Below are 23,247 nucleotides of genomic sequence, written 5' to 3'. Positions count from 1 at the left end.
TGCATGAGAAGCGGATGTGATACGTCCTGCAATTATGGCGTTTTAACTGGCGATGGTAGATGTTGACGAGTGATGAAAACTAGTGATAGAGGGAGAAGAGTGGCATGTCAAAAATATTGCTATTTATCATGATCATTATAACGATGCTTTATGGTTGCAAGACTGACATCAGGTATGTCGATGAAAAACCGAGTTCGATTGAACTACCAGAGGCTATTGCCGGGCCTGATGTGATAACAACACCGCGTAATATTGTGTACCTGTCAATTGGCCGTTATGAAAAGACATTTATGCAGAATATACAGGCCAGAGGAAAGGAGATAACTGATTATGTGGTCGCCTTTGTTAATCCACGAGATGCCGCTACGGGTGAGTTGGAGTCATTGACGCCAGCCCAGAAACAAGATCTGGATAAGCTGGTTGCCTATAGAAAGGAATCCAATCCGAATGCCAGGATATATATCGCGATAGGCGGTTGGAGAGGAGATGATGACGGTTTCGATCTGGTGTTTGAAGAGATAGCGCGCAATGTTGAAAAACGAAAGCTATTTATCTCTGACATAATGGCACTTGTTGAAGAGTATGGTGCTGATGGTATTGATATTGACTGGGAATACCCTAGGGTGCAATTTGCAGACGAATACGCTTTATTTGTCAGAGAGCTTGCCAATGAATTACATAGACGGAATAAATATTTTTCGTCAGCAGTCATTGGTACCAGAGATAAGATGACAGATAGCGGGAATGCCGACGCATATCTGGATTCAACGTTAAAAGATTTTGATAGTATCAATCTCATGGCATACGACATGGAATTTGAAAATCACAGTACCTTTCAACATGCGATAGACAGTATTGATTACTGGGTAAACGAAAGAAAAGTACCACCGCAGAAAGTGATGTTGGGGTTGCCCGTCTATAGCCGAAACAATTGGCAAGATTGGAGCTACATCACATTACAACATCCGGATCAGGAAAATGAAGATACGTCGAGTTGGAACCAGAATGAATTTGGCGAGCTTGTCTCTCCGCAGGGCTACAGCGTTGTGAATGCGTGCAGAAATAGCTTTGAATTTATACCTGATGTGGCCAAGCCAGCCGAAAACAAAACCAATTATTATAATGGTCTCTCCCTTATTATTAAGAAAACCGAGCTTGCATTATCAACGAAACTGGGTGGCGTCATGTTTTGGGAGGCGCCTCTCGATGCGATGAAACCCGAGTATTCGCTGATCCATGCGGCCTACCAGGTCATGAGCGGCATGACGGTTGATAATATTTGCACGCAAAATCCAGCCTGGGTTGCAGACCAGACGTCAGTGAGGGTTGGGAAACGAGTTTATGAACGGCAATGACAAAAGGAAAAGAAAAAGCCGGCACTGGGCCGGCTTGTCTCAAGACCTTGACTGTTAGTGGGAGGTCGCACCGGAGGCGCCGAGCCCGGTCTGGGAGCGGACGAACTGCGGCAGGAACTTGGCGTGTTCGTCGGCGGCAGCCTGGGACTTGTCGGTAACAGAGAAGAACCAGATCCCGACAAATGCCAGCCCCATGGAGAAGAGCGCCGGGTACTCGTAGGGGAAGATGGCCTGGGCATGACCCAACACCTTCACCCACACGGTCGGGCCCAGCACCATCAGGGTGACTGCGCTCGCCAGACCCAGCCAGCCACCGTAGACGGCGCCACGGGTGGTCAGACGGGACCAGAACATGGAGAGGAACAGCACCGGGAAGTTGCAACTTGCCGCGATGGAGAAGGCCAGACCCACCATGAAGGCGATGTTCTGCTTCTCGAACAGGATCCCCAGACCGATGGCGACCACGCCCAGCACCAGGGTCGTCATCTTGGAGACGCGCAGCTCGTCTGCTTCGTTGGCCTTGCCCTTCTTCAGCACGCTGGCATAGAGGTCATGGGAGACTGCAGAGGCACCCGCCAGAGTCAGGCCTGCCACAACCGCCAGGATGGTGGCAAAGGCGACGGCAGAGATGAAGCCCAGGAACAGGCTGCCACCCACGGCGTCGGCCAGGTGGACTGCGGCCATGTTGGTGCCGCCGAGCAGGGCCCCGGTGGCGTCCTTGAAGGCCGGGTTGGTGCTGACCAGCAGGATGGCACCAAAGCCGATGATAAAGGTCAGGATGTAGAAGTAGCCGATGAAGCCGGTGGCGTAGAACACGGATTTACGCGCTTCCTTGGCGTCACTCACGGTGAAGAAACGCATCAGGATATGGGGCAGACCGGCGGTACCGAACATCAATGCCAATCCGAGCGAGATGGCGGAGACGGGGTCGGAGACCAGACCGCCCGGGCTCATGATGGCGGCGCCATTGGCGTGCACCTTGACCGCCTCGGAGAACAGGGTGCCGAAATCGAAGTTGACCGACTTCATCACCATCAGCGCCATGAAGCTGGCACCGGAGAGCAGCATCACTGCCTTGATGATCTGTACCCAGGTGGTGGCCAGCATGCCGCCAAACAGCACGTAGAGCACCATCAGGATGCCGACCAGCACCACGGCGATGTGGTATTGCAGGCCGAACAACAGTTCGATGAGCTTGCCGGCACCCACCATCTGGGCGATCAGGTAGAGGGAGACCACCACCAGAGAGCCGCAGGCGGAGAGGGTACGCACCTCGGTCTGCTTGAGGCGGTAGGAGGCCACATCGGCAAAGGTGTACTTGCCAAGGTTGCGCAGCCGCTCCGCGATCAGGAACAGGATGATGGGCCAGCCCACCAGGAAGCCGATGGAGTAAATGAGGCCGTCATAGCCCGAGGTATAAACCAGGGCGGAGATGCCGAGGAAGGAGGCGGCGGACATATAGTCACCGGCGATGGCCAGACCGTTCTGGAAGCCGGTGATACGCCCGCCTGCCGCATAGTAGTCGGAGGCCGAGCGGTTGCGCTTGGAGGCCCAGTAGGTAATGAACAGGGTCGCCGCCACGAACGCCACAAACATCACGATGGCCGGGATGTTGAGGGGCTGGCGCTGGACGTCGCCAGTCAGCGCATCGGCTGCCAGCAGGGGGGAAGAGGCCAGAGAGGCCAACAGCAGCAAAGACTTGCCTTTCATGATTGCACTCCCTTGAGGATCTTCTGGTTCAGCTCGTCAAACTCGCCGTTGGCACGAAACACATAGATGCCGGTCAGCAGGAAGGAGGCGAGGATCAGCCCCACCCCGACCGGGATGCCACGGGTAATATTGGAGCCTTCGCTCAGCGGGGTGCCGAGCCAGGCAGGGTCAAAGGCGATGAGCAGGATAAACGCCAGGTAGAGCCCCAGCATCAAGGCCGAGAGGGCCCAGGCAAAACGCTGGCGTTTGGCGACCAGCTCCTGGAAGTTGGGATCTTGCTGGATCCTCAGATAGCTTTGCTGTTCCATTGCAGTTCTCCATGACATGAGTGTCAGCGGTGGATAAAGGGGGTTGCCCTGACGAGCAGCTTGGCTGCTCATGTAATCAAAATGTGAATTAAATGTTATTTGCGGACAATTAGACTTTGGGATAAGCCAGTGGCCCGCCCCGGGTGAGGCGCAGGTAGATGAGCGCCGCCGTGATGGCGTCGGCAAGGGCATCGTGGGCGGGCAGGGCAGGCAGGGCCAGATGATGGCAGATGGCGGCCAGGTGCAGATCGATGACTGCATCCGGGTAACGCCGATAGAGGCTGTCGTGATAGAGACGGCTCACCTCTATGCCCCGTTGGGGCAGGGTCAAGCCCCATTGTTTCTGGCAGGCCAGGTTGAGGATGCGCAGATCATAGGCGATGTGATAACCCACCAGTTCGCGTGGCCCGATAAAGGCCAGCAGCTGGCGCAGCGCGGCTTCCAGCGGCATGCCCTGCTGCAGATCCTGGTGGCGCAAGCCGTGGATGGTCACGGACTGGGCGGTCAGGCTGGCGGGGGGAAGCACCTTGATGGCAAGCGCCTCGCCGGTCAGCAGCCGGTTACTCTGGAGCCGTACTGCGCCGATGGCAACGATCTCGGCGCGGGCGGGATCCAGGCTGGTGGTCTCGAAATCGAGGGCAACCAGCTCATCTTGCGGCGGCGCGGCAAAGAGCGGGGCAAACTCCCCATTTCGAAAGGGGCGGCCATACCAGTAGCGTCGCAGGCAGTCCAGCATGCTCATTGCCTCAGACGAAAGTGCAAGGTGAGCCACTGCTGGAATTTTTTCACCTGATGCAGGGCATGGCGCAGCAGATCCCGCTCGCTGTGGCTGAGCTCATTGGCCTGCACCCGGCTGTCGCCATTTTTGAGCTGGCTGCGCAAGCGCAGGCGGATAAACAGCCGGAATGCCTCCGCCAGGTTGCTGCCATACTCGGCGCTGATGCGCTCGGCCGCCACCAGGGCATCGATGCGTGCCAGGGTAGCGGTTTCCAGTATGCCGGCCTCCAGCGCCAGCATGCGGATCCCGTGCACCAGCGGGAAGAGTCCGCCCCGCTTGAGATCCAACCCCTCGGCCGAACGCTCCAGCCGGCCAAACAGGGTGAGGGGAGCATGAAAGGCTACCGCCGGCCTCACCATCTCCGCCAACAGATCCCGCCTGTCTCCCAGTTGCTCCCGCAAGGTGCGGGCAATGGGGGAGAGCAGAGTGCGATCCCCGGCAATGGGATGGGCATCGGCCAGGGTGGCAAGCCAGAGCAGCTCTGCCTCACTGGCCATGGTGCAGGCGCGGGTGATGGCGCTTTGCCACTGCTCCCCCGTTTTGACCCACTCCGGGTTGTTGACCATCACCTGGCCGGGGCAGAGAGGATAGCCGAGGCGCTCCAGCAGGGCGCTGAAGGCGGCCAGATCTGCTTCTTGGCCGGGCCAGTGCAGATCGGCAGGCAGGATCAGGGCATTGTCCTGATCGGTCTTGAGGATCTGTTCGCCGCGCCCCTCCGAGCCCAGCATCAGCAGGCACACCTTCTCCTGCACTTCGGGCGGGATCACCAGGGCGAACGCCTTGGCGATCAGCTGCTCGTTGACGGTGGCGATGAGCCTCATCAAAAAGGCGGTGTGAATGCCCTGAGCAAACAGGGAACGGGTCAGTTGCAGCTGCTCGCGGGCCACCGCCTCCAGCGCAGGGAGTGTATCGGCGCGGGCGATGCGCAGGGTCAGCACATGGGAGTGGGTGGAGAAGAGCCCCAGTACTTGCGTGAGCTGCAGGATCCCGGCGACCTCTCCTTGATGCCAGATCACCAGCCGCTTGATGCGATGACGGGTCATCAGCAGCAGCGCATCGAACAGATAGCTCTCCTGCGGCAGGCCGATCAGAGGGGCTGGTGTCAGCAGGGAGAGCGGCGCCGTCAGGGGCAGCCCCTTGAGAGTCAGGGCGTGCAGCAGGGTCTTGCGGGTGGCAAGGCTCAGGCTGCCGTCCCGGGCGGGATAGATGAGGCAGTCGGTGCCCTTGGCCACCATGGCTTCGGTGGCCGCCAGCAGCGATAGGCGATTGTCGACGACAAGGGGCGGCTGCAGGTGTTCGGGGGCGATCCGGGTCAGGATAAACTCCGCCAGGTTCTTCTGGCCCAGCTGCTCACGCTGCTCCTGCTGGCGCTGACGCTCTGCCAGGTTGGCGGTGAAGTAGCCGGCAAAGGCGGGATCTTGCTCGCACAGGGCCAGAAAGGTTTGCCTAGGGATCAGCTGGCAGAGGGTATCTTCCAGAGCGGTGAAGGTGTGGCGGCAGTGGCCATCAAACTGGGCCCGCACATCGAACAGATCATCGCAACCATAGTCACCAAATTGATGATGGGGGGCGGACTCTTCCACCGCGCCCTTGATGATGAGATAGAGGCCGGGGGGCGTGTCGCCTGCGCTGAGTACCGTCTCGCCGGCGCGAAAGTAGCAGATTGAGAGGCTCTGCTCGAGCCGCTGGCGGGCGTCGGCGGCTAGATTGTCAAACGGCGGGCGGGCGAAGTTGAAGAGTGTGGTCATGGCGATCCCTGGCCAGTGATATGGACTCAGTCTGACAAAGTGACCGGGGGGCAGCCAGCCGACTTTAGTCGCACTGGGCGTTCGCACGCACTCCCGGGCAGGAAAATGGCGGGCTCCCTATACCTGCCGGTAACACTCTGATAACGTTGTGGTATGACCAGTTGATACTCAGGAGAGGCAGAGGAAAATGGATAAACCAAGGGTCAAGTGCGAGATTCGGGACGGCATCGCCGAGGTGATGTTGACGCGAGGAGACAAACTCAATGCGCTGGACAGGGCCATGTTCAGTGCCATCGACGAGACGCTCGGCCAGTTGCAACGGCACAAGGGCTTGCGGGCAGTGATCCTCCATGGTGAGGGGCGGGCATTTTGTGCCGGGCTTGATGTGAAGTCCATGCTCAAGCAGCCGGTGGCGGCCCTCGAGATCCTCAGGCGCGAGGCGGACGAAGCCACCAACCTGGCCCAGCGGGTGGCCTATGGCTGGCATCAGTTACCTGTGCCTGTCATCGCGGTGACTAAGGGGGTCTGTTTCGGTGGCGGCCTGCAGATCGCGCTCGGTGCCGATTTTCGCTTCAGCACGCCGGATTGCCGCTTCTCGGTGATGGAGATCAAGTGGGGCATCATCCCCGACATGAGCGGCAGCGTCACCATGCGTAACCTGATGGGAGTGGACAGCGCCATGGAGCTGGCCATGACGGGCCGCGAGCTGCTAGCCCCGGAGGCGAAAACCCTCGGTCTGGTCAGCCGGGTTTGCCCGGATCCGCTGGGGGAGGCGCGAGAGTTTGCCAGAACGCTCATCACCAAGTCCCCTGATGCACTGGCGGGGATCAAGCAGCTCTACAGTCAGGCGTGGGCGCGCAGCGACGAAGCGATGCTCAAGGAGGAGACCCGCTTGCAAAAGCAGATCCTGGGACGCCCCAACCAGTGGCGCGCCACCCTCAACAGCCTGCTGCGCTGGCGCTTGCCGTTCGGGCCCAGACGCAATGCCCTGTGACGCAGCGACTTTCAAATAGGAAAAAGTACAAAAGAAAAATGGCAGCCTGGGCTGCCATTTTGTTGTGTCATGTCTGCGCTTACTTGGCGACGGTATCCACGTCCGCTTCGAACGGGTGGCCGGTATTCTCGCGCATCAGGTTGACTTCGGCGCGGTTGTCGATCCAGTAGTCTGCATTCTTGATCCCCAGTTTTTCGGGGTGGAATACCGGGTCGATCCCTTGTGCCAGCTGGGCTTCATAGTCCTTCAGGCAGATGAAGGCGGTTTTTTGCAGCAGCAGGATGGCGATGATGTTGAGCCAGGCCATCAGACCCACACCGATATCACCCAGACCCCAGGCGAGATCCGCCGTCTTGACGGTGCCGTAGACGGTCGCCGCCATCAGGCCGATCTTCAACAGGAAGGTGAGCCAGGGACGGTTAATCTTGCGATTGACGAACGCGATGTTGGTCTCGGCGATGTAGTAGTAGGCGACGATGGTGGTAAAGGCAAAGAAGAACAGTGCGATGGCGACAAAGTAGTTGCCAAAGCCCGGCATCATGCTCTCCATGGCGGTCTGCACGTAACCCGGGCCAGCGGCCACGCCGGCGATCCCGGTGTAGAGGGCGGCACCTTCCGGACCCTGTACGTTGTACAGGCCGGTGATGAGCAGCATGAAGCCGGTGGCGGAGCAGACGAACAGGGTGTCGATGTAGACGGAGAACGCCTGCACCAGGCCCTGCTTGGCCGGGTGGCTCACCGCGGCGGCGGAGGAGGCGTGCGGGCCTGTTCCTTGGGCGGCTTCGTTGGAGTAGACGCCACGTTTTACCCCCCACATGATGGCCAGACCCAGGATGGCGCCGAAGCCGGCGTCCAGACCGAAGGCGCTCTTCCAGATCAGCAGGATGATGGAGGGCAGTTGGCCGATGTTGAGGGCGATGATGACGCAGGCAACGATGATGTAGCCGAGCGCCATGAAGGGCACCACGGTACTGGCAAAGTTGGCGATCCGCTTCACGCCGCCAAAGATGATGAAACCGAGCAGCAGCGCCAGCGCGGCAGCCGTCACGTTCGGATCGATGGCGAAGGCGGTCTGCAGGCTGGAGCCGATGGAGTTGGCCTGTACGCCCGGCAGCAGGACACCACAGGCAAAGATGGTGGCGATGGCAAAGATCCAGGCGAACCAGCTCATGCCAAGCCCTTTATCGATGTAGAAGGCCGGACCACCGCGATACTCGCCGTTGAGCTTCTCTTTGTAGACCTGACCCAGGGTGGACTCTACGAAGGCGGAGCTGGCGCCGAGGAAGGCCACCATCCACATCCAGAACAGGGCACCCGGACCACCGAAGGTGATGGCGGTGGCGACACCGGCGATGTTACCGGTACCGACCCGACCTGCCAGGGTCATGGAGAGCGCCTGGAAGGAGGAGACGCCCGCTTCGTTGCCCTTGCCCTGGAACATCAGACGGATCATGCCTTTGATGTGACGCACTTGCAAAAAACGGCTGCGCAGGGAGAAGTAGAGGCCGACCCCGAGACACAGATAGATGAGCGCAGGGCTCCAGATTACGCCATTGATGGCATTGACGATTTCATTCATGTACAACAACTCCTTTGTTGCGCTGTCTTGGCGAGGTCTCTGCCTCGCTCCCTGTCGTTATTATGTCCAGTTTGTTAACAAGCTAGTTAGCAAACGGGATAGAGTGACACTCTGTCAGACGGTGGAAAAAAACCACGGTCTGCGTGGGATGTAACATATCTATTTGTCGCATTTCTGCCCAGCAAAAAAATCTGCCTTGTTGCAAATTTGTGAATTGACACCAGTGGCCGGATGATGGCAGGCAGTGATTTATGTGAGTAAAGATGACGCTCTCCTTGTTGATATGTGTAGTGAGAGCCAGACATAAGCAAACATAAGGCCAACCATGACAAATCATGTCGAAAACCTGCAATTTCGGACGGCGCAGCCCGCTGATGGCGCAGCCCTTGCCCCCTTGTTCGTGCAATTGGGGTATCCTGCCGACGGTGATCAGCTGGTGGCGCGCCTGCTGCATCCGGACTCGGCCACTTCTGTCCTGTTGGCCATCCTGGCAGACAGTGTGGTCGGCGTGCTGGTGTGGCACCGGCTGCAACCCCTGCATGTTGCACCAGCATGGGGCCTGATCTCGGCGCTGGTTGTCGAAGAGAGGGCAAGGGGAGAGGGGGTTGGGGCCGGCTTGCTGGCGCACGCCGAGGCCCAGGCCCGGGTGGCGGGATGCAGCCAGCTGGAGCTATCCAGCAGTCTGAAACGGGAGGGGGCCCACCGTTTCTATCTGGCGCAGAATTATCAGGAACGACCCAAGCGGTTCGTCAAGCAGTTGTAACGCAAAGAGAAGGAGCAGGCGTGCTGGGATTGTTCAAATGGTTGCGTCGCCCGGCAGGGACGCAACACCATGAAGATGCGGAGATCTGGGAGCAGGCGCTGGCAGCCGTCCCCATCTTGCAAGGGTTACGTGATGAGGAGCAGGCGAGGCTCATCAGGCTGGGGCGCCAGTTACTCAAGCGCAAGACCCTGACCCAGATTGGGGTTGAGCTCACGGCGCGCCAGCAGGCGGTGCTGGCGCTGCAGGCGGTGCTGCCCATCCTGCATCTGGGCCTTGACTGGTATCGCGGCTTTCACGAAATCATTCTGATCCCGGAACCGGTCACCCGCCGCCAGGAGGTGCAGGACGAGTTTGGCCTGGTGAGTGAGGTGGAAGAAGAGAACGCTGGTGAGTCCTGGCCCCAGGGGCCGCTGGTACTGGCCTGGAGCGAGCTGCAGCAGGATGGGGACTGGGATGGCTTCAACCTCGTTATTCACGAGCTGGCCCACAAAATCGACATGCTGGGTGGGGAGGCCGACGGGGCGCCGCCATTGCCGGGCAAGATGAGTCATCAGCAGTGGCAGCGGGCCTTTCAGGGGGCGTTTGATGCATTGAACAGGCAGCTGGACGCGGGAGAAGAGGCGGCCATCGATCCCTATGCCGCCGAGCATCCTGCCGAATTTTTTGCCGTCTGCTGCGAAAGCTTCTTTACCGATCCGCTGCGCTTGCGCAGCGTCTATCCGGCTGTCTATCAACAGCTGGAACAGCTCTTTGGTCAGGATCCCGCGGCGCGTTTTCCGGCCACGCGCCTGTTGGCGGGAAGCCACGAAGGGGAATCGCCCGTCTGAGCTAGGCAAATGCGACGACGTACAGATAGCAAAAAGGCACCCGAAGGTGCCTTTTTCAATTCAAGCTGCGCGCAATCAGGCGGCGGCTTTGAGCTGCACGGCAGCGGCTTTCTTGTGATCGCCGATGGGCAGGATGGTGCGGCCATACTGCTCGTTCAGTACGGTGGCCATGGCCAGGTAGATGGCGCTGGCGCCGCAGATGATGCCTTCGAAACCGGCGATGGTGCCGATCAGCTCGCTGCCGGTGAAGTCACGGGCGGCCAGCAGGAAGAACAGCACGGTCAGGGAGGCGAACACGAACTGCTTCACGCGCGGGTAGTTGACGGTGCCGATCAGCATAAACAGGGTGAACACACCCCACATCAGCAGGTACCAGCCCATGTAGGCGTGCGGAGTGGCTTCGGCCAGACCCATGGTCGGCATCACCATCAGGAACACCAGGCTCCACCAGAAGGTGCCGTAGGAGATGAAAGCAGTGACACCGAAGGTGTTGCCACGCTTGTACTCCATGATGCCGGCAATGATCTGGGCCAGACCGCCATAGCACAGGCCCATGGCCAGGATCATGGCACTGATGGGGAAGAAACCTGCGTTATGGATGTTCAGCAGAATGGTGGTCATACCGAAACCCATCAGACCCAGGGGGGCAGGGTTGGCCAATTTTTCGCTCACGTAGCGTTCTCCAAAAAATAGAGGTGGGGGTTAACAAAAGACGCGCGATTTTAGGCAGGCTGGCAGCCCATCGCAAGGGGGAAAAGAAGATAAACAGTAAAAAAATTACGTGTTTTTTTGCATGTCGGCACAATTGCTCACCAGGCTAGCCCGTTTTGTGAGCAAAAGGTGTCAAAATAGTTGATTGGCTGTATTTTTCTTACGCACTGGTCTCTTGCATGCCCGGCTTACTCATCCAGGGTCAGCACTACCTTGGCCTCCTTGTCCTCCTCCTTGACCTGGCTGTCGAGCACGAACAACCGCTCCGGTGCTATGCCCTGGTTATCGACCAGAAACTCCTTGGTATTCTGGGCGCGGCGCATGGCCAGATTGCGCAGGGATTTGGCGGTGATCAGTTGCTGATCCCGCAGCAGGATCACCGCCTGGGCCCGCAGGGGGGCACTCTCTTCGTCCATATGGAGGCGATCGGCCAGCTCCCCCAGATCTTCGTCAAAGCGCGCCTCGTAGGCATCGGCCAGCGCGGCCTGCATGGCGGGGTCTTGCTCCAGCAGATTGAGGTCGACCGGGTTGCCGGTGATCTTGGCCAGCACCCGCTCCAGCTTCTGGCGCTGCAATATGGGACGCTCTTCATTGAAATTGACCCTGCCACGAATGTTCAGGCTGAGCTTGGGACGCTCCTTGAGGGCCTGGGCCAGTTTGGCCAGCTTCGCTTGCTGGGTGGGGGTCAGCTCGGGGCTGCCGGGCAGGAAGGGAAGCTCGTCCAGATCTTTCGTGCCCCCCGCCAGGGAAGCCAGCAGGGAGAAGGGGGAGGTAATGGCCTTGCTCAGGGTGTTGCCGAGCACGTTCCAGAAGATGTTGCCGAGGCTGAAGTCGGGCTGATCCAGATCCCCTTTGACTTTCAGGTTCATCTGAATGACGCCGTTGGCGTCGCTCAGCAGGGCGACGGCCAGCCCCAGCGGCAGATCTTTGGCCTGCTCGCTTTTCACCTTTTCACCCAGTTGCAGCTTCTTGATGGTGATGTCGTTGTCACCCTCCAGCTTGCTGCCCTGCAACTTGTAGTTGAGCTTCATGGAGAGTTGACCCTTGTCGATGGCGTAACCGGCATAGGTGGTGGAGTAGGGGCTGAAGGTGGTGAGTTCCAGATTGGTGAAGGTGACGGCCACATCCAGCACCGGGTGCTCGATGAGCAGGTTGGTACCCCCGCGAATGGTGACAGGTGCGTAGCGATCCACCTTGCCGTTAAAAGAGAGCTCCGAACGTTGGCCCGGGATATTGCTGATATGGCGGCTCTGGCCGTTGAGGGAGGCAATATCTGCCACAAAATCCGAGCTCAGGCTGCGATCGGCAAAGCGCAGGTTGCCCTGCTCGGTGCGGATCTGGCCTATGGTGACGCGAGGGGCCGGGCCGCTGTCGGGCTTGTCGCCGGCCGGTTGTGGCAGCAGCAGCTGCTGGAGGTTGGTGACGCGATTCTCGTTGATCTCGATGCGAGCGAAGGGCTTGCGCAGCAGGATATCCTCAATATTCACCTGCTGGCGGATGCCGTCATAGTGCAGGCCGCTCAGTTGCAGGCGTTCAATCTGCAGCAGACGCTGGTTGTCGGCCCGATCCAGCACGTTGAGCCTCTCGATGTCGAGCCCGCCGCTCACCTCAAGCTTGCTGAGATCTCCCTTGGCATCGGTGGCCAGGGCAAGCTTGGTGCGACTGGCGAGCAGGCCGTCACGTACGCTGATGCGCAGCAGATCCTGCAGATAAGGCTGGGCCCATTTGAGGGGTAGTCCTTGTTGCTTGAGCTCCCCGTCGAGGCTGAAGGGGGCAAGGGTCAGGGCACCGTCAAATCCCAGCGAGCTCGGGTTTTTGGTGCCTTGGCTATTGAAGGTTGCCTGCAGGGTGAGGGGGCTGCGCTGAGCGCGCTTGCTGCCCAACGGGCCCAAGGTGAGATCAAGGTTTGCGAGCTCCCGCTGCAAGGGTTTGCCGCTGCTCGACTCGGTCAATTTGAAGTTGCCCTGGGTGATCTTGCTCTGTTTGAGCGTCCACTGCCAGGGCTTGCCACCTTCGGCCTGCTTGCTTGCCTTTTTGCCTGCCGGTTTGGCGGCAGGCTGCGGGATCAGCAACGCGGCCAGATCCAGCTCCTGTTTGGCATTGAGATTTGCGGTGAGGGACGGGGCGCTCAAGGCAAGCCGCTCGGCCTTGAACGACTGCCTGGTGCCATCCAGCGCGATCCCGCTCAGGGCCAGCCGCTTGAAGCGGGCAAATTCGGCCCCTTTCGGGTGTTGCAACTGCCAGTTGTCCAGCTGCAGCTTGCCCTTGCTCAGCTGCCAGTCCAGTCCCTGTTTGCTCTGGTCGAGGCGGTAATCAAATTCGGTACTGGTGCTCCCTTTGGCCAGATTGACCTTGAGATAGGGAGCCCAGAGCGGGGCGAAGGGGGCCAGCGCCAGCTTGCCGAGGCTGACGCTGCCCTTGCCGGCCCCGGTCAAGAGATCGAACTGGCCGCTCGCCTTGAGCGGGCTCTGTTTGTTGAGGGTAGCGCTCAGCTGAAAGTGGTTGGCGCCCCCCGTTGCCGTCGTGAAGCCTGGCAACTGCAAGTCAATGCCACCAAGCGCAAGGGTGGGCACCCAGCCTGGCGCGCTGGACTTGCGGCTGTCCTGGTAAACGACATGTCCCTCGTGTGCCGCCAGCTTGGTTATCTGCAGGACGAGCGGAGTGTCGCCGCTGTCAGCGGTCGTTTCGCTGGGACTCAGGACCCGGGCGAGGGCGTCGGTCAGGTTGAAGCGGACTCCCTCTTTGTTGTCGGCAAGGCGCACCAGGGTGATGGTTGGCTTGGTGAGGGTGGCATCGCTCAGGATGATGGCGCGCTGGCGCCAGCTTTCGCCTAAGGCCGGTATGACCTGCAATCGCTCGAAGGCGACGATGGGTTGCTGCTTGTCATCGAGCAGGGCCGAGGGGCCTATGGTGAGTGACGGGGAGCGCAGGGTGACGTCAATTTCCCCCAAGGTGAGGTTCAGGCCGTAGTGGGTGGCCAGCCAGTCAGGCAAGTAACGCTGGGTGAGGGTCGGCGCCTGCCAAAGCAGGATGCCAAGGGCGATGAACAGGGCGGCGCACAGATAGAAGGCGTAGCGTAGAAGGCGGGTGCGCAGGGGCTTGGGCATGGTGGTCTCCAATTGATGCGCACAGGATAACAAATTGTCGGGGCTCAATCATGGTGCCACTTGATGCTGCACGCCGTACTTTGTCCAGAGTCGGGTCAATTGTCCATTTTTCTCGAGTTTGTTCAGCCAGGTTTCCAGTTGATCCGTAGTGATGCTCGCAGTGGGGCTCAGCAGGGCCCTGAGCAGGTAGTGCTGATCCCATTTGTCGGAATAGAAAAGCTGCGCCGCCTGCTCCGGGTACTGGATACGGAACTGGTTCAGGTAGGAGAAATTGAGAATGACCACCTCACCGCGCCCCTTGAACAGCCCTTGCAGGGCGCTGATGTTGTCCTTGACCAGGGTGATGTTGAAGCGGCGTTTGAGCTCTTCCGGCGAGGCATTCCAATCGGCGATGCCGTAGTGATAACCGCTGACACCGATCAGCTGGCGCCTGGCGATATCCTTGAAAAAGGATTGATCCCGGTTGGGTTCCCTCAGGGCGACATACTTCTCGCCGCCCAGGAGCAGTGGCCGGGTCATGCGCACCGCGCCGGCATCCCAACCCCAGCGGATCTCTTCAAACAGGATGAGGGAGTAGCGACCAAGGGCCATGGCCCGGCTGCGGTGGACGGCGGAAGTGGGGACGAAGACGAAATGCACTTCCTGCTGGGCCTTGTTGAGCAGTGCGATGAGATCCAGCGTCAGTCCGCTGTAGCGGTTTTCTCCCTCCTTGACCACGAAGGGCGCGTAGGGGTAGCCACCGACCCGGATCAGGGGATGGCCCCATGCCGTAGAGCAGAGCAACAGCAGTAACCAGCACCAGCGTGTCATGGGATGTCCCGAAAGGGGGAAATGATCCCAGATTCGGTTAATCTGCGCTGGTTTTCAAGCCGTTAAGGGAATTAACGCAGCGCTGCTCGGCCGCGTCCAGCTCGGCCATCACCATCTGGATATCTTCGAGCTGCTGGCGCAGCACCTGGCGCCTGGAATCGATCAGCTGGATCATGGAGTGGAGCTGGTTTTTGCTCGAGCGGTCGGTGTCATACATGTCGAACAGCTCGCGGATCTCCGCCAGCGTAAAGCCCAGCCGCTTGCCACGCAGGGTCAACTTCAGGCGGATCTTGTCCTTGTGGCGGTAGATGCGGGCTTGTCCCTCCCGGGTCGGGGTGAGCAGCCCTTCATCTTCGTAGTAGCGGATGGTGCGCGGCGTAATGTCAAATTCGTGGGCCAGCTCGGAGATGCTGTAGGTGATCTCCTTGCCGGGCAGGGCATTGGCCATGGTGATGGACTCCAGTTAGTGAGGGGATGGCTGGCAAAGCCGTGCTCGCAACCGCTCGGCATTGGCATGGAGGGCCTGACCGACCCGGGAGCCGTTGGGGCGACCAAGCCGCTCGCTCACCCACTGACCGGTGGCGGCCAGCTTGTCGAGATCCACCCCGGTACTCATGCCAAGGCCGTGCAGCAGATAGACCACCTCCTCCGAGGCGACATTGCCGGAGGCCCCCGGTGCATAGGGGCAACCGCCGAGCCCGGCTACCGAGCAGTCGATGGTGCGGATGCCGCGCTCCAGCGCAGGCAGCAGGTTGGCCAGCCCCTGACCATAGGTATCGTGAAAATGCACCGCGAGCCGGCCAGCCGGGATCTCGTGCAGTACCGCATCCAGCATGGGGGCAACCGTGCCCGGGGTGCCGACGCCTATGGTGTCGCCCAGGGATATCTCGTGACAGCCAAGATCCAGCAGGCGTTCGGCCATGGCCGCGACCCGCTTTGGTCGAGTGGGGCCGTCGAACGGGCAGGCGATCACGGTGGAGAGATAACCGCGCACCTTGATGCCAAGCTGGCGCGCCTCCTGCACCAGGGGCGCGAAGCGCACCAGCGACTCCTCGACGCTGATGCCGATATTGGCTCGGGTAAATCCATCCGAGCAGGCAGTGAAGAGGCCAATCTCGTCGGCGCGGGCGGCAATGGCCGCCTGCAATCCCTGCAGGTTGGGTACCAGGGCGCCATAGCGGGTCGGGCCCTTGCGGGGCAGCGCCGCAAACAGGGCGGCGGAATCCGCCATCTGGGGCACCTTCTTCGGGGAGACGAAGGCCCCCACCTCGATCCGTTGCAGGCCGCTCTCGGCCAGCCGCTGGATAAGCTCCAGCCGCTGCACCAGGGACAGGGTATTGGCTTCATTCTGCAGGCCGTCCCGCGGCCCCATCTCCACCAGGCTGACCCTGTCGTCCCTCACGTCATGTTCCCTCGTCATCGACTGCTCTCCTGACTGTCCGTTGACTGATCCCCGGCAAATCGCACCAGCATGGCTCCCTGGCTCACCTGCTCCCCCTGCCTGCACTGCAGGGCCTCGATCATCCCGTCCCTATCTGCTCGCAAGACATGCTCCATCTTCATTGCCTCCAGTACCAGCAGGGGTTGCCCCTTATTGACGTGCTGGCCTGCCTCGACTTGCAGCGCAACCACGATGCCGTGCATGGGGGCAATTGCGCCCCTGGCGGCGTCCGCATTCTGATCATGGTGGTGCTGATGGCGTTGATCATCGGCCGAGAAGCGAATGCGTTGACCGGCCAGCTGCAGCACATAATCGCCCTCGGCCAGCGAGTGGATGGGATAACGCTGCCAGCTCCCCCCTTGCTGCAGACGGATATGATCGGCGCCCACCTCATAGGCGTGTGGTTCCTCTTGCCAGAACAAGGTGCCCGCACGTTCATGCAGGGTCACGACCTTGGCCTCCTCGCCAATTCGCACCGCCGCCGTAAAGCTTTTGGTCTGTCCCAGACGAAAGCCGACGGCCTGTTGCCAGGGAGAGGGGCCGGTGGGGCGACTGGCGAGCCAGAGAGTGGCGAGCGGCCAGGCGAGCTCTGGAATGACCCTTGACTCGGTCGGAATGGGCCACTGGGTGTGGTGGCACATTGTCAGCACCTCGGGCTCTTCACACAGGCGCAGCAGCAGAGAGCCATTGTGCACCAGAGGGCCCAGCTCCAGCGCCGCCAGGGCGTCGGCCAGGCTGGCAAAGGCCTCGCTTCGGCTCTGGCCGTGGGCGATCAGCTTGGCGATCATGGGGTCGTAATAGGGGCTCACCGCATCGCCGGCGGCAACGCCGGTGTCGATGCGTACCCCGTCCGGCCAGTTGAGCCACTCGATGGGGCCGCTGGCGGGCAAAAAACCGGCAGCCACATCCTCGGCGTAGAGGCGCGCCTCCACCGCGTGGCCTTGCAAGCGCACCTCCTCCTGGGTGAGCGGCAGCGCTTTCCCCTCGGCTACCGCCAGTTGCCAGGCCACCAGATCCTGGCCGGTGATGCACTCGGTCACCGGATGCTCTACCTGCAATCGGGTGTTCATCTCCATAAAGAAGAACTCCTCCCCGCACAGCAGAAACTCGATGGTGCCGGCGCCCCGGTAATCGATGGCCCGGGCGGCAGCCACGGCCGCCTCGCCCATGGCGCGGCGCAGGGAAGGGGAAATGTCGGGGGCGGGAGCCTCTTCAATGACTTTCTGGTGGCGGCGCTGCAAGGAGCAGTCCCTGTCCCCCAGATAGATGGCATTGCCAAGGCTGTCGGCAAACACCTGCACCTCCACATGGCGGGCCCTGGCCAGATAGCGCTCAAGGAGCACGGTATCATCGCCGAAGGCGGCCAATGCTTCCCGTTTCACCGTCGCCAGCGACTCGTCAAAGGTCTCTATTTGCTCGACCCGACGCATTCCCTTGCCGCCGCCGCCGTTGGCCGCCTTGATAAGGAGCGGAAAGCCGGTCAGTCGCGCCTGCTCGCGCAACACCTCGGGTGACTGGTCCGCACCGTGGTAGCCCGGCAACACGGGCACGCCTGCCGCCTGCATCAGCGCCTTGGCGCCGGATTTGTCCCCCATGGCGAGGATGGCTGCGCCGCTTGGTCCTATAAAGCGCAGGTTTTGCTGCTCGCAGGCGTGGGCAAAGTCGCTGTTCTCCGACAAAAAACCGTAGCCCGGATGAATGGCATCAGCGTTGGCCTCTTTGGCGATGCGCAGCACCTTGGCGGTGTCGAGGTAGCTTTCGCGCGCGGGGGCGGGCCCCATATGCCAGGCTTCGTCGGCTTCGCGCACATGCATGGCGCAGGCGTCCGCATCCGAGTAGAGGGCGATGGTATGGATGCCGAGTCGGCGGGCGGTCTTGATGATGCGCACTGCGATTTCACCGCGATTGGCGATGAGCAGTCGTTTGATGGGGCTGATATGAGTCATGTTTCATCCTTGAAACGGGGACGCCAGGCGGGGGGGCGTTTGTCGAAGAAGGCTTGCATCCCCTCCTGGGCTTCGAGACCGACCCGCACCCGGGCGATGGTCTCGACGGTTCTCTCTTCATGAAGCGCGGGCGCGTGATGTTCGATGGCGGCCAGCAGTCGCTTGGTCTCCTTCATCGCCTCCGGGCCGTTGCGACACAGTCGCAGGGCCAGAGCCCGCCCGTCGTGCAACAGTTGTTCCGGTTTGCTGAGCCGGTGTACCACATTGAGCCTGCAGGCGGTGATGGCATCGAACGGTTCGGCACTCAGCATGTAGGCGCGGGCCTGGCGCATCCCCATGGCACGTACCACATAGGGGCTGATCACCGCAGGCACCAGCCCCAGGCTTACCTCGGAGAGGCAAAAGCGGGCATCGTCGCTCGCCAGCACCAGATCGCAGGCGCAGATAAGGCCGAGCGCCCCGCCGTAGGCGGCACCCTGCACCAGGGCGATGGTGGGGAAGGGGAGCTCGTCTAGGGTTTGCATCAGCCGCGCCAGCACCCGGGCATCCTCCCGGTTGTGCTCGAAATCCGCGTGGGCCAGATTGCGCATCCAGTTGAGATCGGCGCCGGCGCAAAAATGTTTGCCCTCCGCCCGCAGGATCAGGGCGTGAGGTCGCTCGGCGAGGGATTGCCCGTGGCGATGGGCCAGATCGTCGAGGCAATCGAGCAGACCCAGCATGAGATCGTCATCGAAGGCGTTGTGGCGGGCCGGACGCGCCAGGATCAGCTCGATCAGCGGGCCGTGTCGCTCCAGGCGAAAACCGGCCAGGGGGTCATTGCAGATTGGGTCGGACATGTCGAACTCCTTACATCCGGAAGATGCCGTACTGTTCCGGGCCCGTCCCGGCCCCCTGGCAGGCAGCCAGTGCCAGCGCCAGCACGGTGCGGCTCTGGGCGGGGTCGATGACGCCGTCATCCCACAGGCGGGCGCTGGCGTAATAGGGGTGGCCCTGTCGTTCATACTGATCGATCACCGGGGCGCGGATGGCGGCAGCCTCCTGCTCGCTCAATATTTTTCCTTCCGCGGCCAGCTTGTCCCGGCGCACCTGCACCAGCACCCCGGCGGCCTGCTCGCCCCCCATCACCGAAATGCGACTGTTGGGCCAGCTAAAGAGAAAGTCTGGCTCATAGGCGCGACCACACATGCCATAGTTGCCGGCGCCAAAGCTGCCGCCGACGATCAGGGTGATCTTGGGCACCCGGCTGCAGGCCACGGCGGTGACCAGCTTGGCGCCATGTTTGGCGATCCCCTCTTTTTCCGCTGTGCTCCCTACCATAAACCCGGTGATGTTCTGCAGGAAGAGCAGCGGGATGGCGCGCCGGTTGCAAAGCTGGATGAAGTGGGCCCCTTTCTGGGCGCTATCGCTGTGCAGGACTCCGTTGTTGGCGAGGATCCCCACCTTCATGCCCGCAATCCGGGCAAAGCCGGTCACCAGGGTTGTGCCGAACAGTGCCTTGAACTCGTCAAACTCGGAGCCATCCACCAGGCGGGCAATGAGCTCGCGGGCATCGTAAGGACGCTTGAGGCTGGTGCCCACCAGGCCGTATAGCTCCTCAACCGGATAGCCGGGTTCTTCAAAGGTCGGGGAGCGCGAAGCGACACCCGACACCGGAAACGGGTCTTCGCCCGGATCGCTCGCTCCCAGGTTGCTAACCAGGGTGCGGGCGATGGCCAAGGCATGGGCATCATCGCGGGCCAGGTGATCGGCCACCCCTGAGTGGGCGCAGTGCACCTCGGCGCCGCCGAGGGCTTCTGCGCTGATCTCCTCGCCGGTCGCCGCCTTGACCAGCGGCGGGCCCGCCAGAAAGATGGTGGCCTGTTCCTTGACCATGATGGACTCGTCCGCCATGGCGGGCACATAGGCGCCGCCTGCGGTGCAGAGCCCCATCACCACCGCCAGCTGGGGGATGTTCTGGGCGGACATGCGGGCCTGGTTGTAGAAGATGCGACCAAAATGATCGCGGTCGGGAAAGACCTCGTCCTGCATCGGCAGAAAGGCGCCGCCGGAATCCACCAGATAGAGGCAGGGTAGGCGCAGCCGTTCGGCGATCGCCTGGGCCCTCAGGTGCTTTTTCACTGTGAGCGGGTAGTAGGTGCCACCCTTCACGGTGGCATCGTTCACCACCAGCATGCAGAGCCTGCCCGAGATGAGCCCGATGCCGGTGATGACGCCGGCGGCGGGCACCGGCTCGTCATAGACCTGCCAGGCGGCCAGCGCCGAGAGTTCGAGAAAGGGGGAGCCCGGGTCCAGCAATTGATTGATTCGCTCGCGGGGCAGCAGTTTGCCGCGGGCCTGATGACGGGCATTGTTGGTGGCGCCGCCGCCCTGGGCTATCTCGTCCAGGCGGGCATTGAGATCGTCGACCAGCGCCTGCATGGCGGTCCGATTGGCCGCATATTCCGGGCTTGCGGTATCGAGGCGGGAGTGAAGTCTGCTCATGCGTCTGCTCCCAGTTGCAAGTGGCTGCCGATGGCTGTGGCTGGAGCGAGGCGGTTCATGCGTTGTCTCCCATCAGCTCGCGGCCAATGAGCCAGCGGCGAATTTCCGAGGTGCCGGCGCCAATTTCATAGAGCTTGGCGTCCCGCAGCAGGCGGCCGGTGGGGTATTCATTGATGTAACCGTTGCCACCCAGCAGCTGGATGGCATCGAGCGCCATCTGGGTGGCGTTTTCGGCGGCAAACAGGATGGCGGCGGCGCAATCCTTGCGGCTGGTGCGGCCCTTGTCGCAGGCGCTCGCCACCGAATAGACCAGAGCCCGACTGCTGGCCAGACGAGTGTACATATCAGCGAGCTTGCCCTGCACCAGCTGGAACTCGCCGATGGGCTGGCCGAACTGTTTGCGCTCGCGCACATAGGGCAGTACCACGTCCATGCAGGCCTGCATGATGCCAAGGGGGCCGGCCGCCAGCACCACCCGCTCGTAATCGAGGCCGCTCATCAGCACCTTGACGCCACCGTGCAATGGGCCAAGCAGGCTCTCTTGCGGAATGCGGCAGTTGTCGAACACCAGCTCACAGGTGCTGGAGCCGCGCATGCCGAGCTTGTCGAGTTTCTGGGCGGTGGTGAAGCCCTTTGTGCCCGCTTCGACGATAAAGGCGGAGATCCCCTTGGGCCCGGCGCTGGCATCCGTTTTGGCATAGATGACGAAGGTGTCGGCATCCGGGCCGTTGGTGATCCACATCTTGTTGCCATTGAGCACGAAGTGATCGCCATCGCGCTCGGCTGTGAGGCGCATGCTGACCACGTCGGAGCCGGCTCCCGGCTCGCTCATGGCGAGTGCCCCCACATGCTTGCCGCTGACCAGATCAGGCAGGTAGCGCGCCTTCTGATCAGGGGTGCCGTGGCGGTGGATCTGGTTGATGCAGAGGTTGGAGTGAGCGCCGTAGGAGAGGCCGACCGAGGCGCTGGCGCGGCTCACCTGCTCCATTACCAGCACATGGGCGAGATAGCCGAGGTTCACCCCGTCATACTCCTCTGCCACCGTGATGCCGTGCAGCCCCAGCTCCCCCATCAGGGGCCAGAGATCGCGCGGAAAGGCGTTGCTCTGATCGATCTCGCCGGCCCGCGGCGCGATCACTTTCTGGCAGAAGGCCGCGACCTGCTCGGTCAGGGCGCAGAGGGTCTCATCCATCACTGCATGCATCCTTGCTCTCCTTCGGTGGGTAAACTGGTCTGCTGGTGTGGCTCCCCGGGAGTGGCAGCGCCAGACTGGTCAGTCCATTTGCGTCTAAGTTTACGTTAGCGTAAACGTAAATCAATTGTTAGTCTAAGGTAAAATCCAATCCGGGCGACGGCAAACCTGCTGGCCTTTCTGGTCGGGAGCGCGTGCCGGATGGATGAACGGATAGTGGCGGGCCATGCCGGTCGTGCCCATCAAGAACGTGAAAGGGAGTGCAAACAGCAGATGGACTTTACCCTGACAGACGATCAGCAGGCCTATGTCGAGGCGGCGACCGCCTTTGCCAACGAGGCGCTCAAACCCCATGCCGCCTGCTGGGATCGGGAGCACGAATTCCCCATCCCCACCATCAAGCAGGCGGCGGAGCTGGGTTTTTGCGGCCTCTACACTCAGGAGCAATATGGCGGTCTCGCGCTCTCACGGCTCGATGCCAGCCTTATTTTCGAGCGTCTCGCCATGGGGTGCACCTCCACCACGGCTTATCTCACCATCCACAACATGGTGAGCTGGATGCTGGGCTGCTGGCTACCAGCCGATGTCGCCGAGGTGTGGGTACCCAGGCTCGCCAGCGGCGAGCTGCTGGGCTCTTATTGTCTCACCGAGCCGGGGGCGGGCTCCGATGCCGCGGCCCTCAAGACCCGCGCCATGCGCGATGGGGATTGCTATCTCATTGAGGGCAACAAGGTGTTTATCTCGGGGGCGGGCAGCACGGATGTGCTGGTGGTGATGGCGCGCACCGGCGGCGAGGGGGCGGGGGGGATCTCCGCCTTTATGGTGCCGGCTGACACGCCCGGGGTAAGTTATGGCAAGGCAGAAGAGAAGATGGGCTGGAACAGCCAGCCGACCCGTGAGGTGGCCTTCAACGGCGTGCGCATCCCCGCCAGCTACCGGCTGGGCCAAGAGGGGGAAGGCTTCAGGTTTGCCATGCAGGCCCTTGATGGCGGGCGCATCAATATCGCCACCTGTTCGGTGGGCACCGCCCAGCAGGCCCTCGATGACGCATTGGCCTATGTCCAGCAGCGCCAGCAATTCGGGCGTCCGATCAGCGAATTTCAGAGCGTGCAGTTTCGTCTGGCCGACATGGCCACCGAGCTGGCCGCCGCCCGCTTGATGGTGCGCCAGGCCGCCGACAAGCTGGATCGGGGCAGTCCGGACAAGAGCGCTTGGTGCGCCATGGCCAAGCGCTTTGCCACCGATGTGGGCTACCGGGTCTGCGACGAGGCTCTGCAACTCTTTGGCGGCTATGGTTATATCCGCGAGTATCCGCTGGAACGCTACCTGCGCGATACCCGGGTACACCGCATTCTGGAAGGGACCAACGAAGTGATGCGGCTCATCATCGCCCGCCGTCTGCTGGCAGACGCCGGTCTGGCGCTGGGGTGACGGGCATGCTTCCGGTGTGCGGGATCGCTTTGTGAACCAGACCCGGTTTGGTGCCATGCAACCCTG

At 61.3% G+C, this 23,247-nt stretch carries 19 protein-coding genes; 5 read left to right on the top strand and 14 right to left on the bottom strand.

Annotated elements, in window-relative coordinates; genetic code table 11:
• The first annotated feature begins 104 nt into the window (after positions 1 to 104).
• Positions 105 to 1,355 (top strand): glycoside hydrolase family 18 protein, encoded by a 1,251-nt coding sequence (locus tag ACB034_RS07440; protein ID WP_371172496.1) that lies wholly within the window; start codon positions 105 to 107, stop codon positions 1,353 to 1,355.
• Positions 1,356 to 1,409: 54 nt separating this feature from the next.
• Here ACB034_RS07440 and ACB034_RS07435 read toward each other — a convergent pair whose 3' ends face one another.
• From ACB034_RS07435 to ACB034_RS07420, 4 genes are all read right to left on the bottom strand, one after another.
• Positions 1,410 to 3,065, bottom strand: coding sequence for a cation acetate symporter (locus tag ACB034_RS07435; RefSeq protein WP_042069558.1), 1,656 nt, complete (start codon positions 3,063 to 3,065; stop codon positions 1,410 to 1,412).
• The gene (locus ACB034_RS07430) at positions 3,062 to 3,373 is read right to left on the bottom strand and encodes a DUF485 domain-containing protein (RefSeq protein WP_026458310.1); all 312 of its coding nucleotides are present in this window, start codon (positions 3,371 to 3,373) and stop codon (positions 3,062 to 3,064) included. Before ACB034_RS07430 ends, ACB034_RS07435 begins: the two co-directional genes overlap by 4 nt.
• A 109-nt stretch (positions 3,374 to 3,482) precedes the next feature.
• Positions 3,483 to 4,109, bottom strand: coding sequence for a 3'-5' exonuclease (locus ACB034_RS07425; protein WP_268854277.1), 627 nt, complete (start codon positions 4,107 to 4,109; stop codon positions 3,483 to 3,485).
• Between the two features lie 2 nt (positions 4,110 to 4,111).
• A complete protein-coding gene (locus ACB034_RS07420) occupies positions 4,112 to 5,899 on the bottom strand; it encodes a putative nucleotidyltransferase substrate binding domain-containing protein (protein ID WP_371172495.1) in 1,788 nt (595 codons plus the stop codon).
• 187 nt (positions 5,900 to 6,086) lie between these two features.
• Here ACB034_RS07420 and ACB034_RS07415 point away from each other — a divergent pair, with 187 nt between their 5' ends.
• Complete coding sequence (locus tag ACB034_RS07415) at positions 6,087 to 6,893, top strand: crotonase/enoyl-CoA hydratase family protein (RefSeq protein ID WP_371172494.1); 807 nt, start codon at positions 6,087 to 6,089, stop codon at positions 6,891 to 6,893.
• Positions 6,894 to 6,972: 79 nt separating this feature from the next.
• Here ACB034_RS07415 and ACB034_RS07410 read toward each other — a convergent pair whose 3' ends face one another.
• Complete coding sequence (locus tag ACB034_RS07410; RefSeq protein ID WP_042069553.1) at positions 6,973 to 8,472, bottom strand: sodium:alanine symporter family protein; 1,500 nt, start codon at positions 8,470 to 8,472, stop codon at positions 6,973 to 6,975.
• 325 nt (positions 8,473 to 8,797) lie between these two features.
• On the opposite strand from ACB034_RS07410, the gene ACB034_RS07405 reads away from it, so the two are divergent.
• Both ACB034_RS07405 and ACB034_RS07400 read left to right on the top strand, forming a co-directional pair.
• Positions 8,798 to 9,235, top strand: coding sequence for a GNAT family N-acetyltransferase (locus ACB034_RS07405; RefSeq protein WP_371172493.1), 438 nt, complete (start codon positions 8,798 to 8,800; stop codon positions 9,233 to 9,235).
• A gap of 20 nt (positions 9,236 to 9,255) precedes the next feature.
• The gene (locus ACB034_RS07400; RefSeq protein WP_371172492.1) at positions 9,256 to 10,062 is read left to right on the top strand and encodes a zinc-dependent peptidase; all 807 of its coding nucleotides are present in this window, start codon (positions 9,256 to 9,258) and stop codon (positions 10,060 to 10,062) included.
• A gap of 75 nt (positions 10,063 to 10,137) precedes the next feature.
• Here ACB034_RS07400 and ACB034_RS07395 read toward each other — a convergent pair whose 3' ends face one another.
• From ACB034_RS07395 to ACB034_RS07355, 9 genes are all read right to left on the bottom strand, one after another.
• Positions 10,138 to 10,734, bottom strand: coding sequence for a GPR1/FUN34/YaaH family transporter (locus tag ACB034_RS07395; protein ID WP_026457598.1), 597 nt, complete (start codon positions 10,732 to 10,734; stop codon positions 10,138 to 10,140).
• 227 nt (positions 10,735 to 10,961) lie between these two features.
• The gene (locus ACB034_RS07390) at positions 10,962 to 13,880 is read right to left on the bottom strand and encodes a DUF748 domain-containing protein (RefSeq protein WP_371172491.1); all 2,919 of its coding nucleotides are present in this window, start codon (positions 13,878 to 13,880) and stop codon (positions 10,962 to 10,964) included.
• Positions 13,881 to 13,928: 48 nt separating this feature from the next.
• Entirely contained in the window at positions 13,929 to 14,690 is a 762-nt protein-coding gene (locus tag ACB034_RS07385) for an ABC transporter substrate-binding protein (protein WP_042069547.1), read from the bottom strand.
• Positions 14,691 to 14,727: 37 nt separating this feature from the next.
• A complete protein-coding gene (locus ACB034_RS07380; protein ID WP_042029143.1) occupies positions 14,728 to 15,138 on the bottom strand; it encodes a MerR family DNA-binding transcriptional regulator in 411 nt (136 codons plus the stop codon).
• 15 nt (positions 15,139 to 15,153) lie between these two features.
• Positions 15,154 to 16,110 carry a hydroxymethylglutaryl-CoA lyase gene (locus tag ACB034_RS07375; RefSeq protein WP_026457923.1) on the bottom strand — a complete coding sequence of 319 codons (957 nt, stop codon included), beginning with the start codon at positions 16,108 to 16,110 and terminating at the stop codon, positions 15,154 to 15,156.
• A complete protein-coding gene (locus ACB034_RS07370) occupies positions 16,107 to 18,077 on the bottom strand; it encodes a biotin carboxylase N-terminal domain-containing protein (RefSeq protein ID WP_371172490.1) in 1,971 nt (656 codons plus the stop codon). The genes ACB034_RS07375 and ACB034_RS07370 overlap by 4 nt, the downstream gene beginning before the upstream one ends.
• Positions 18,074 to 18,913: an enoyl-CoA hydratase-related protein gene (locus ACB034_RS07365; RefSeq protein ID WP_042029139.1), complete on the bottom strand. Its 840-nt coding sequence runs from the start codon at positions 18,911 to 18,913 to the stop codon at positions 18,074 to 18,076. The genes ACB034_RS07370 and ACB034_RS07365 overlap by 4 nt, the downstream gene beginning before the upstream one ends.
• A gap of 10 nt (positions 18,914 to 18,923) precedes the next feature.
• Complete coding sequence (locus tag ACB034_RS07360; protein ID WP_371172489.1) at positions 18,924 to 20,558, bottom strand: carboxyl transferase domain-containing protein; 1,635 nt, start codon at positions 20,556 to 20,558, stop codon at positions 18,924 to 18,926.
• Positions 20,559 to 20,613: 55 nt separating this feature from the next.
• A complete protein-coding gene (locus ACB034_RS07355; protein ID WP_371172488.1) occupies positions 20,614 to 21,762 on the bottom strand; it encodes an isovaleryl-CoA dehydrogenase in 1,149 nt (382 codons plus the stop codon).
• 261 nt (positions 21,763 to 22,023) lie between these two features.
• Between ACB034_RS07355 and ACB034_RS07350 the strand changes: the two genes are divergently transcribed.
• The gene (locus tag ACB034_RS07350; RefSeq protein WP_371172589.1) at positions 22,024 to 23,181 is read left to right on the top strand and encodes an acyl-CoA dehydrogenase family protein; all 1,158 of its coding nucleotides are present in this window, start codon (positions 22,024 to 22,026) and stop codon (positions 23,179 to 23,181) included.
• The last annotated feature ends 66 nt before the right edge of the window (positions 23,182 to 23,247 follow it).

It is taken from the genome of Aeromonas sp. S18(2024), from assembly GCF_041402525.1.
GTDB lineage: Bacteria > Pseudomonadota > Gammaproteobacteria > Enterobacterales > Aeromonadaceae > Aeromonas > Aeromonas enteropelogenes.
This window is presented reverse-complemented; position numbering and strand designations above follow the sequence as displayed.

Coding starts and splice junctions, on each gene's coding strand:
- ACB034_RS07385 (WP_042069547.1), bottom strand. CDS start 14,690: ATGACACGCTGGTGCTGGTTACTGCTGTTGCTCTGCTCTACGGCATGG.
- ACB034_RS07425 (WP_268854277.1), bottom strand. CDS start 4,109: ATGCTGGACTGCCTGCGACGCTACTGGTATGGCCGCCCCTTTCGAAAT.
- ACB034_RS07380 (WP_042029143.1), bottom strand. CDS start 15,138: ATGGCCAATGCCCTGCCCGGCAAGGAGATCACCTACAGCATCTCCGAG.
- ACB034_RS07370 (WP_371172490.1), bottom strand. CDS start 18,077: ATGACTCATATCAGCCCCATCAAACGACTGCTCATCGCCAATCGCGGT.
- ACB034_RS07375 (WP_026457923.1), bottom strand. CDS start 16,110: ATGACGAGGGAACATGACGTGAGGGACGACAGGGTCAGCCTGGTGGAG.
- ACB034_RS07415 (WP_371172494.1), top strand. CDS start 6,087: ATGGATAAACCAAGGGTCAAGTGCGAGATTCGGGACGGCATCGCCGAG.
- ACB034_RS07440 (WP_371172496.1), top strand. CDS start 105: ATGTCAAAAATATTGCTATTTATCATGATCATTATAACGATGCTTTAT.
- ACB034_RS07420 (WP_371172495.1), bottom strand. CDS start 5,899: ATGACCACACTCTTCAACTTCGCCCGCCCGCCGTTTGACAATCTAGCC.
- ACB034_RS07405 (WP_371172493.1), top strand. CDS start 8,798: ATGACAAATCATGTCGAAAACCTGCAATTTCGGACGGCGCAGCCCGCT.
- ACB034_RS07435 (WP_042069558.1), bottom strand. CDS start 3,065: ATGAAAGGCAAGTCTTTGCTGCTGTTGGCCTCTCTGGCCTCTTCCCCC.
- ACB034_RS07355 (WP_371172488.1), bottom strand. CDS start 21,762: ATGCATGCAGTGATGGATGAGACCCTCTGCGCCCTGACCGAGCAGGTC.
- ACB034_RS07410 (WP_042069553.1), bottom strand. CDS start 8,472: ATGAATGAAATCGTCAATGCCATCAATGGCGTAATCTGGAGCCCTGCG.
- ACB034_RS07365 (WP_042029139.1), bottom strand. CDS start 18,913: ATGTCCGACCCAATCTGCAATGACCCCCTGGCCGGTTTTCGCCTGGAG.
- ACB034_RS07390 (WP_371172491.1), bottom strand. CDS start 13,880: ATGCCCAAGCCCCTGCGCACCCGCCTTCTACGCTACGCCTTCTATCTG.
- ACB034_RS07360 (WP_371172489.1), bottom strand. CDS start 20,558: ATGAGCAGACTTCACTCCCGCCTCGATACCGCAAGCCCGGAATATGCG.
- ACB034_RS07350 (WP_371172589.1), top strand. CDS start 22,024: ATGGACTTTACCCTGACAGACGATCAGCAGGCCTATGTCGAGGCGGCG.
- ACB034_RS07430 (WP_026458310.1), bottom strand. CDS start 3,373: ATGGAACAGCAAAGCTATCTGAGGATCCAGCAAGATCCCAACTTCCAG.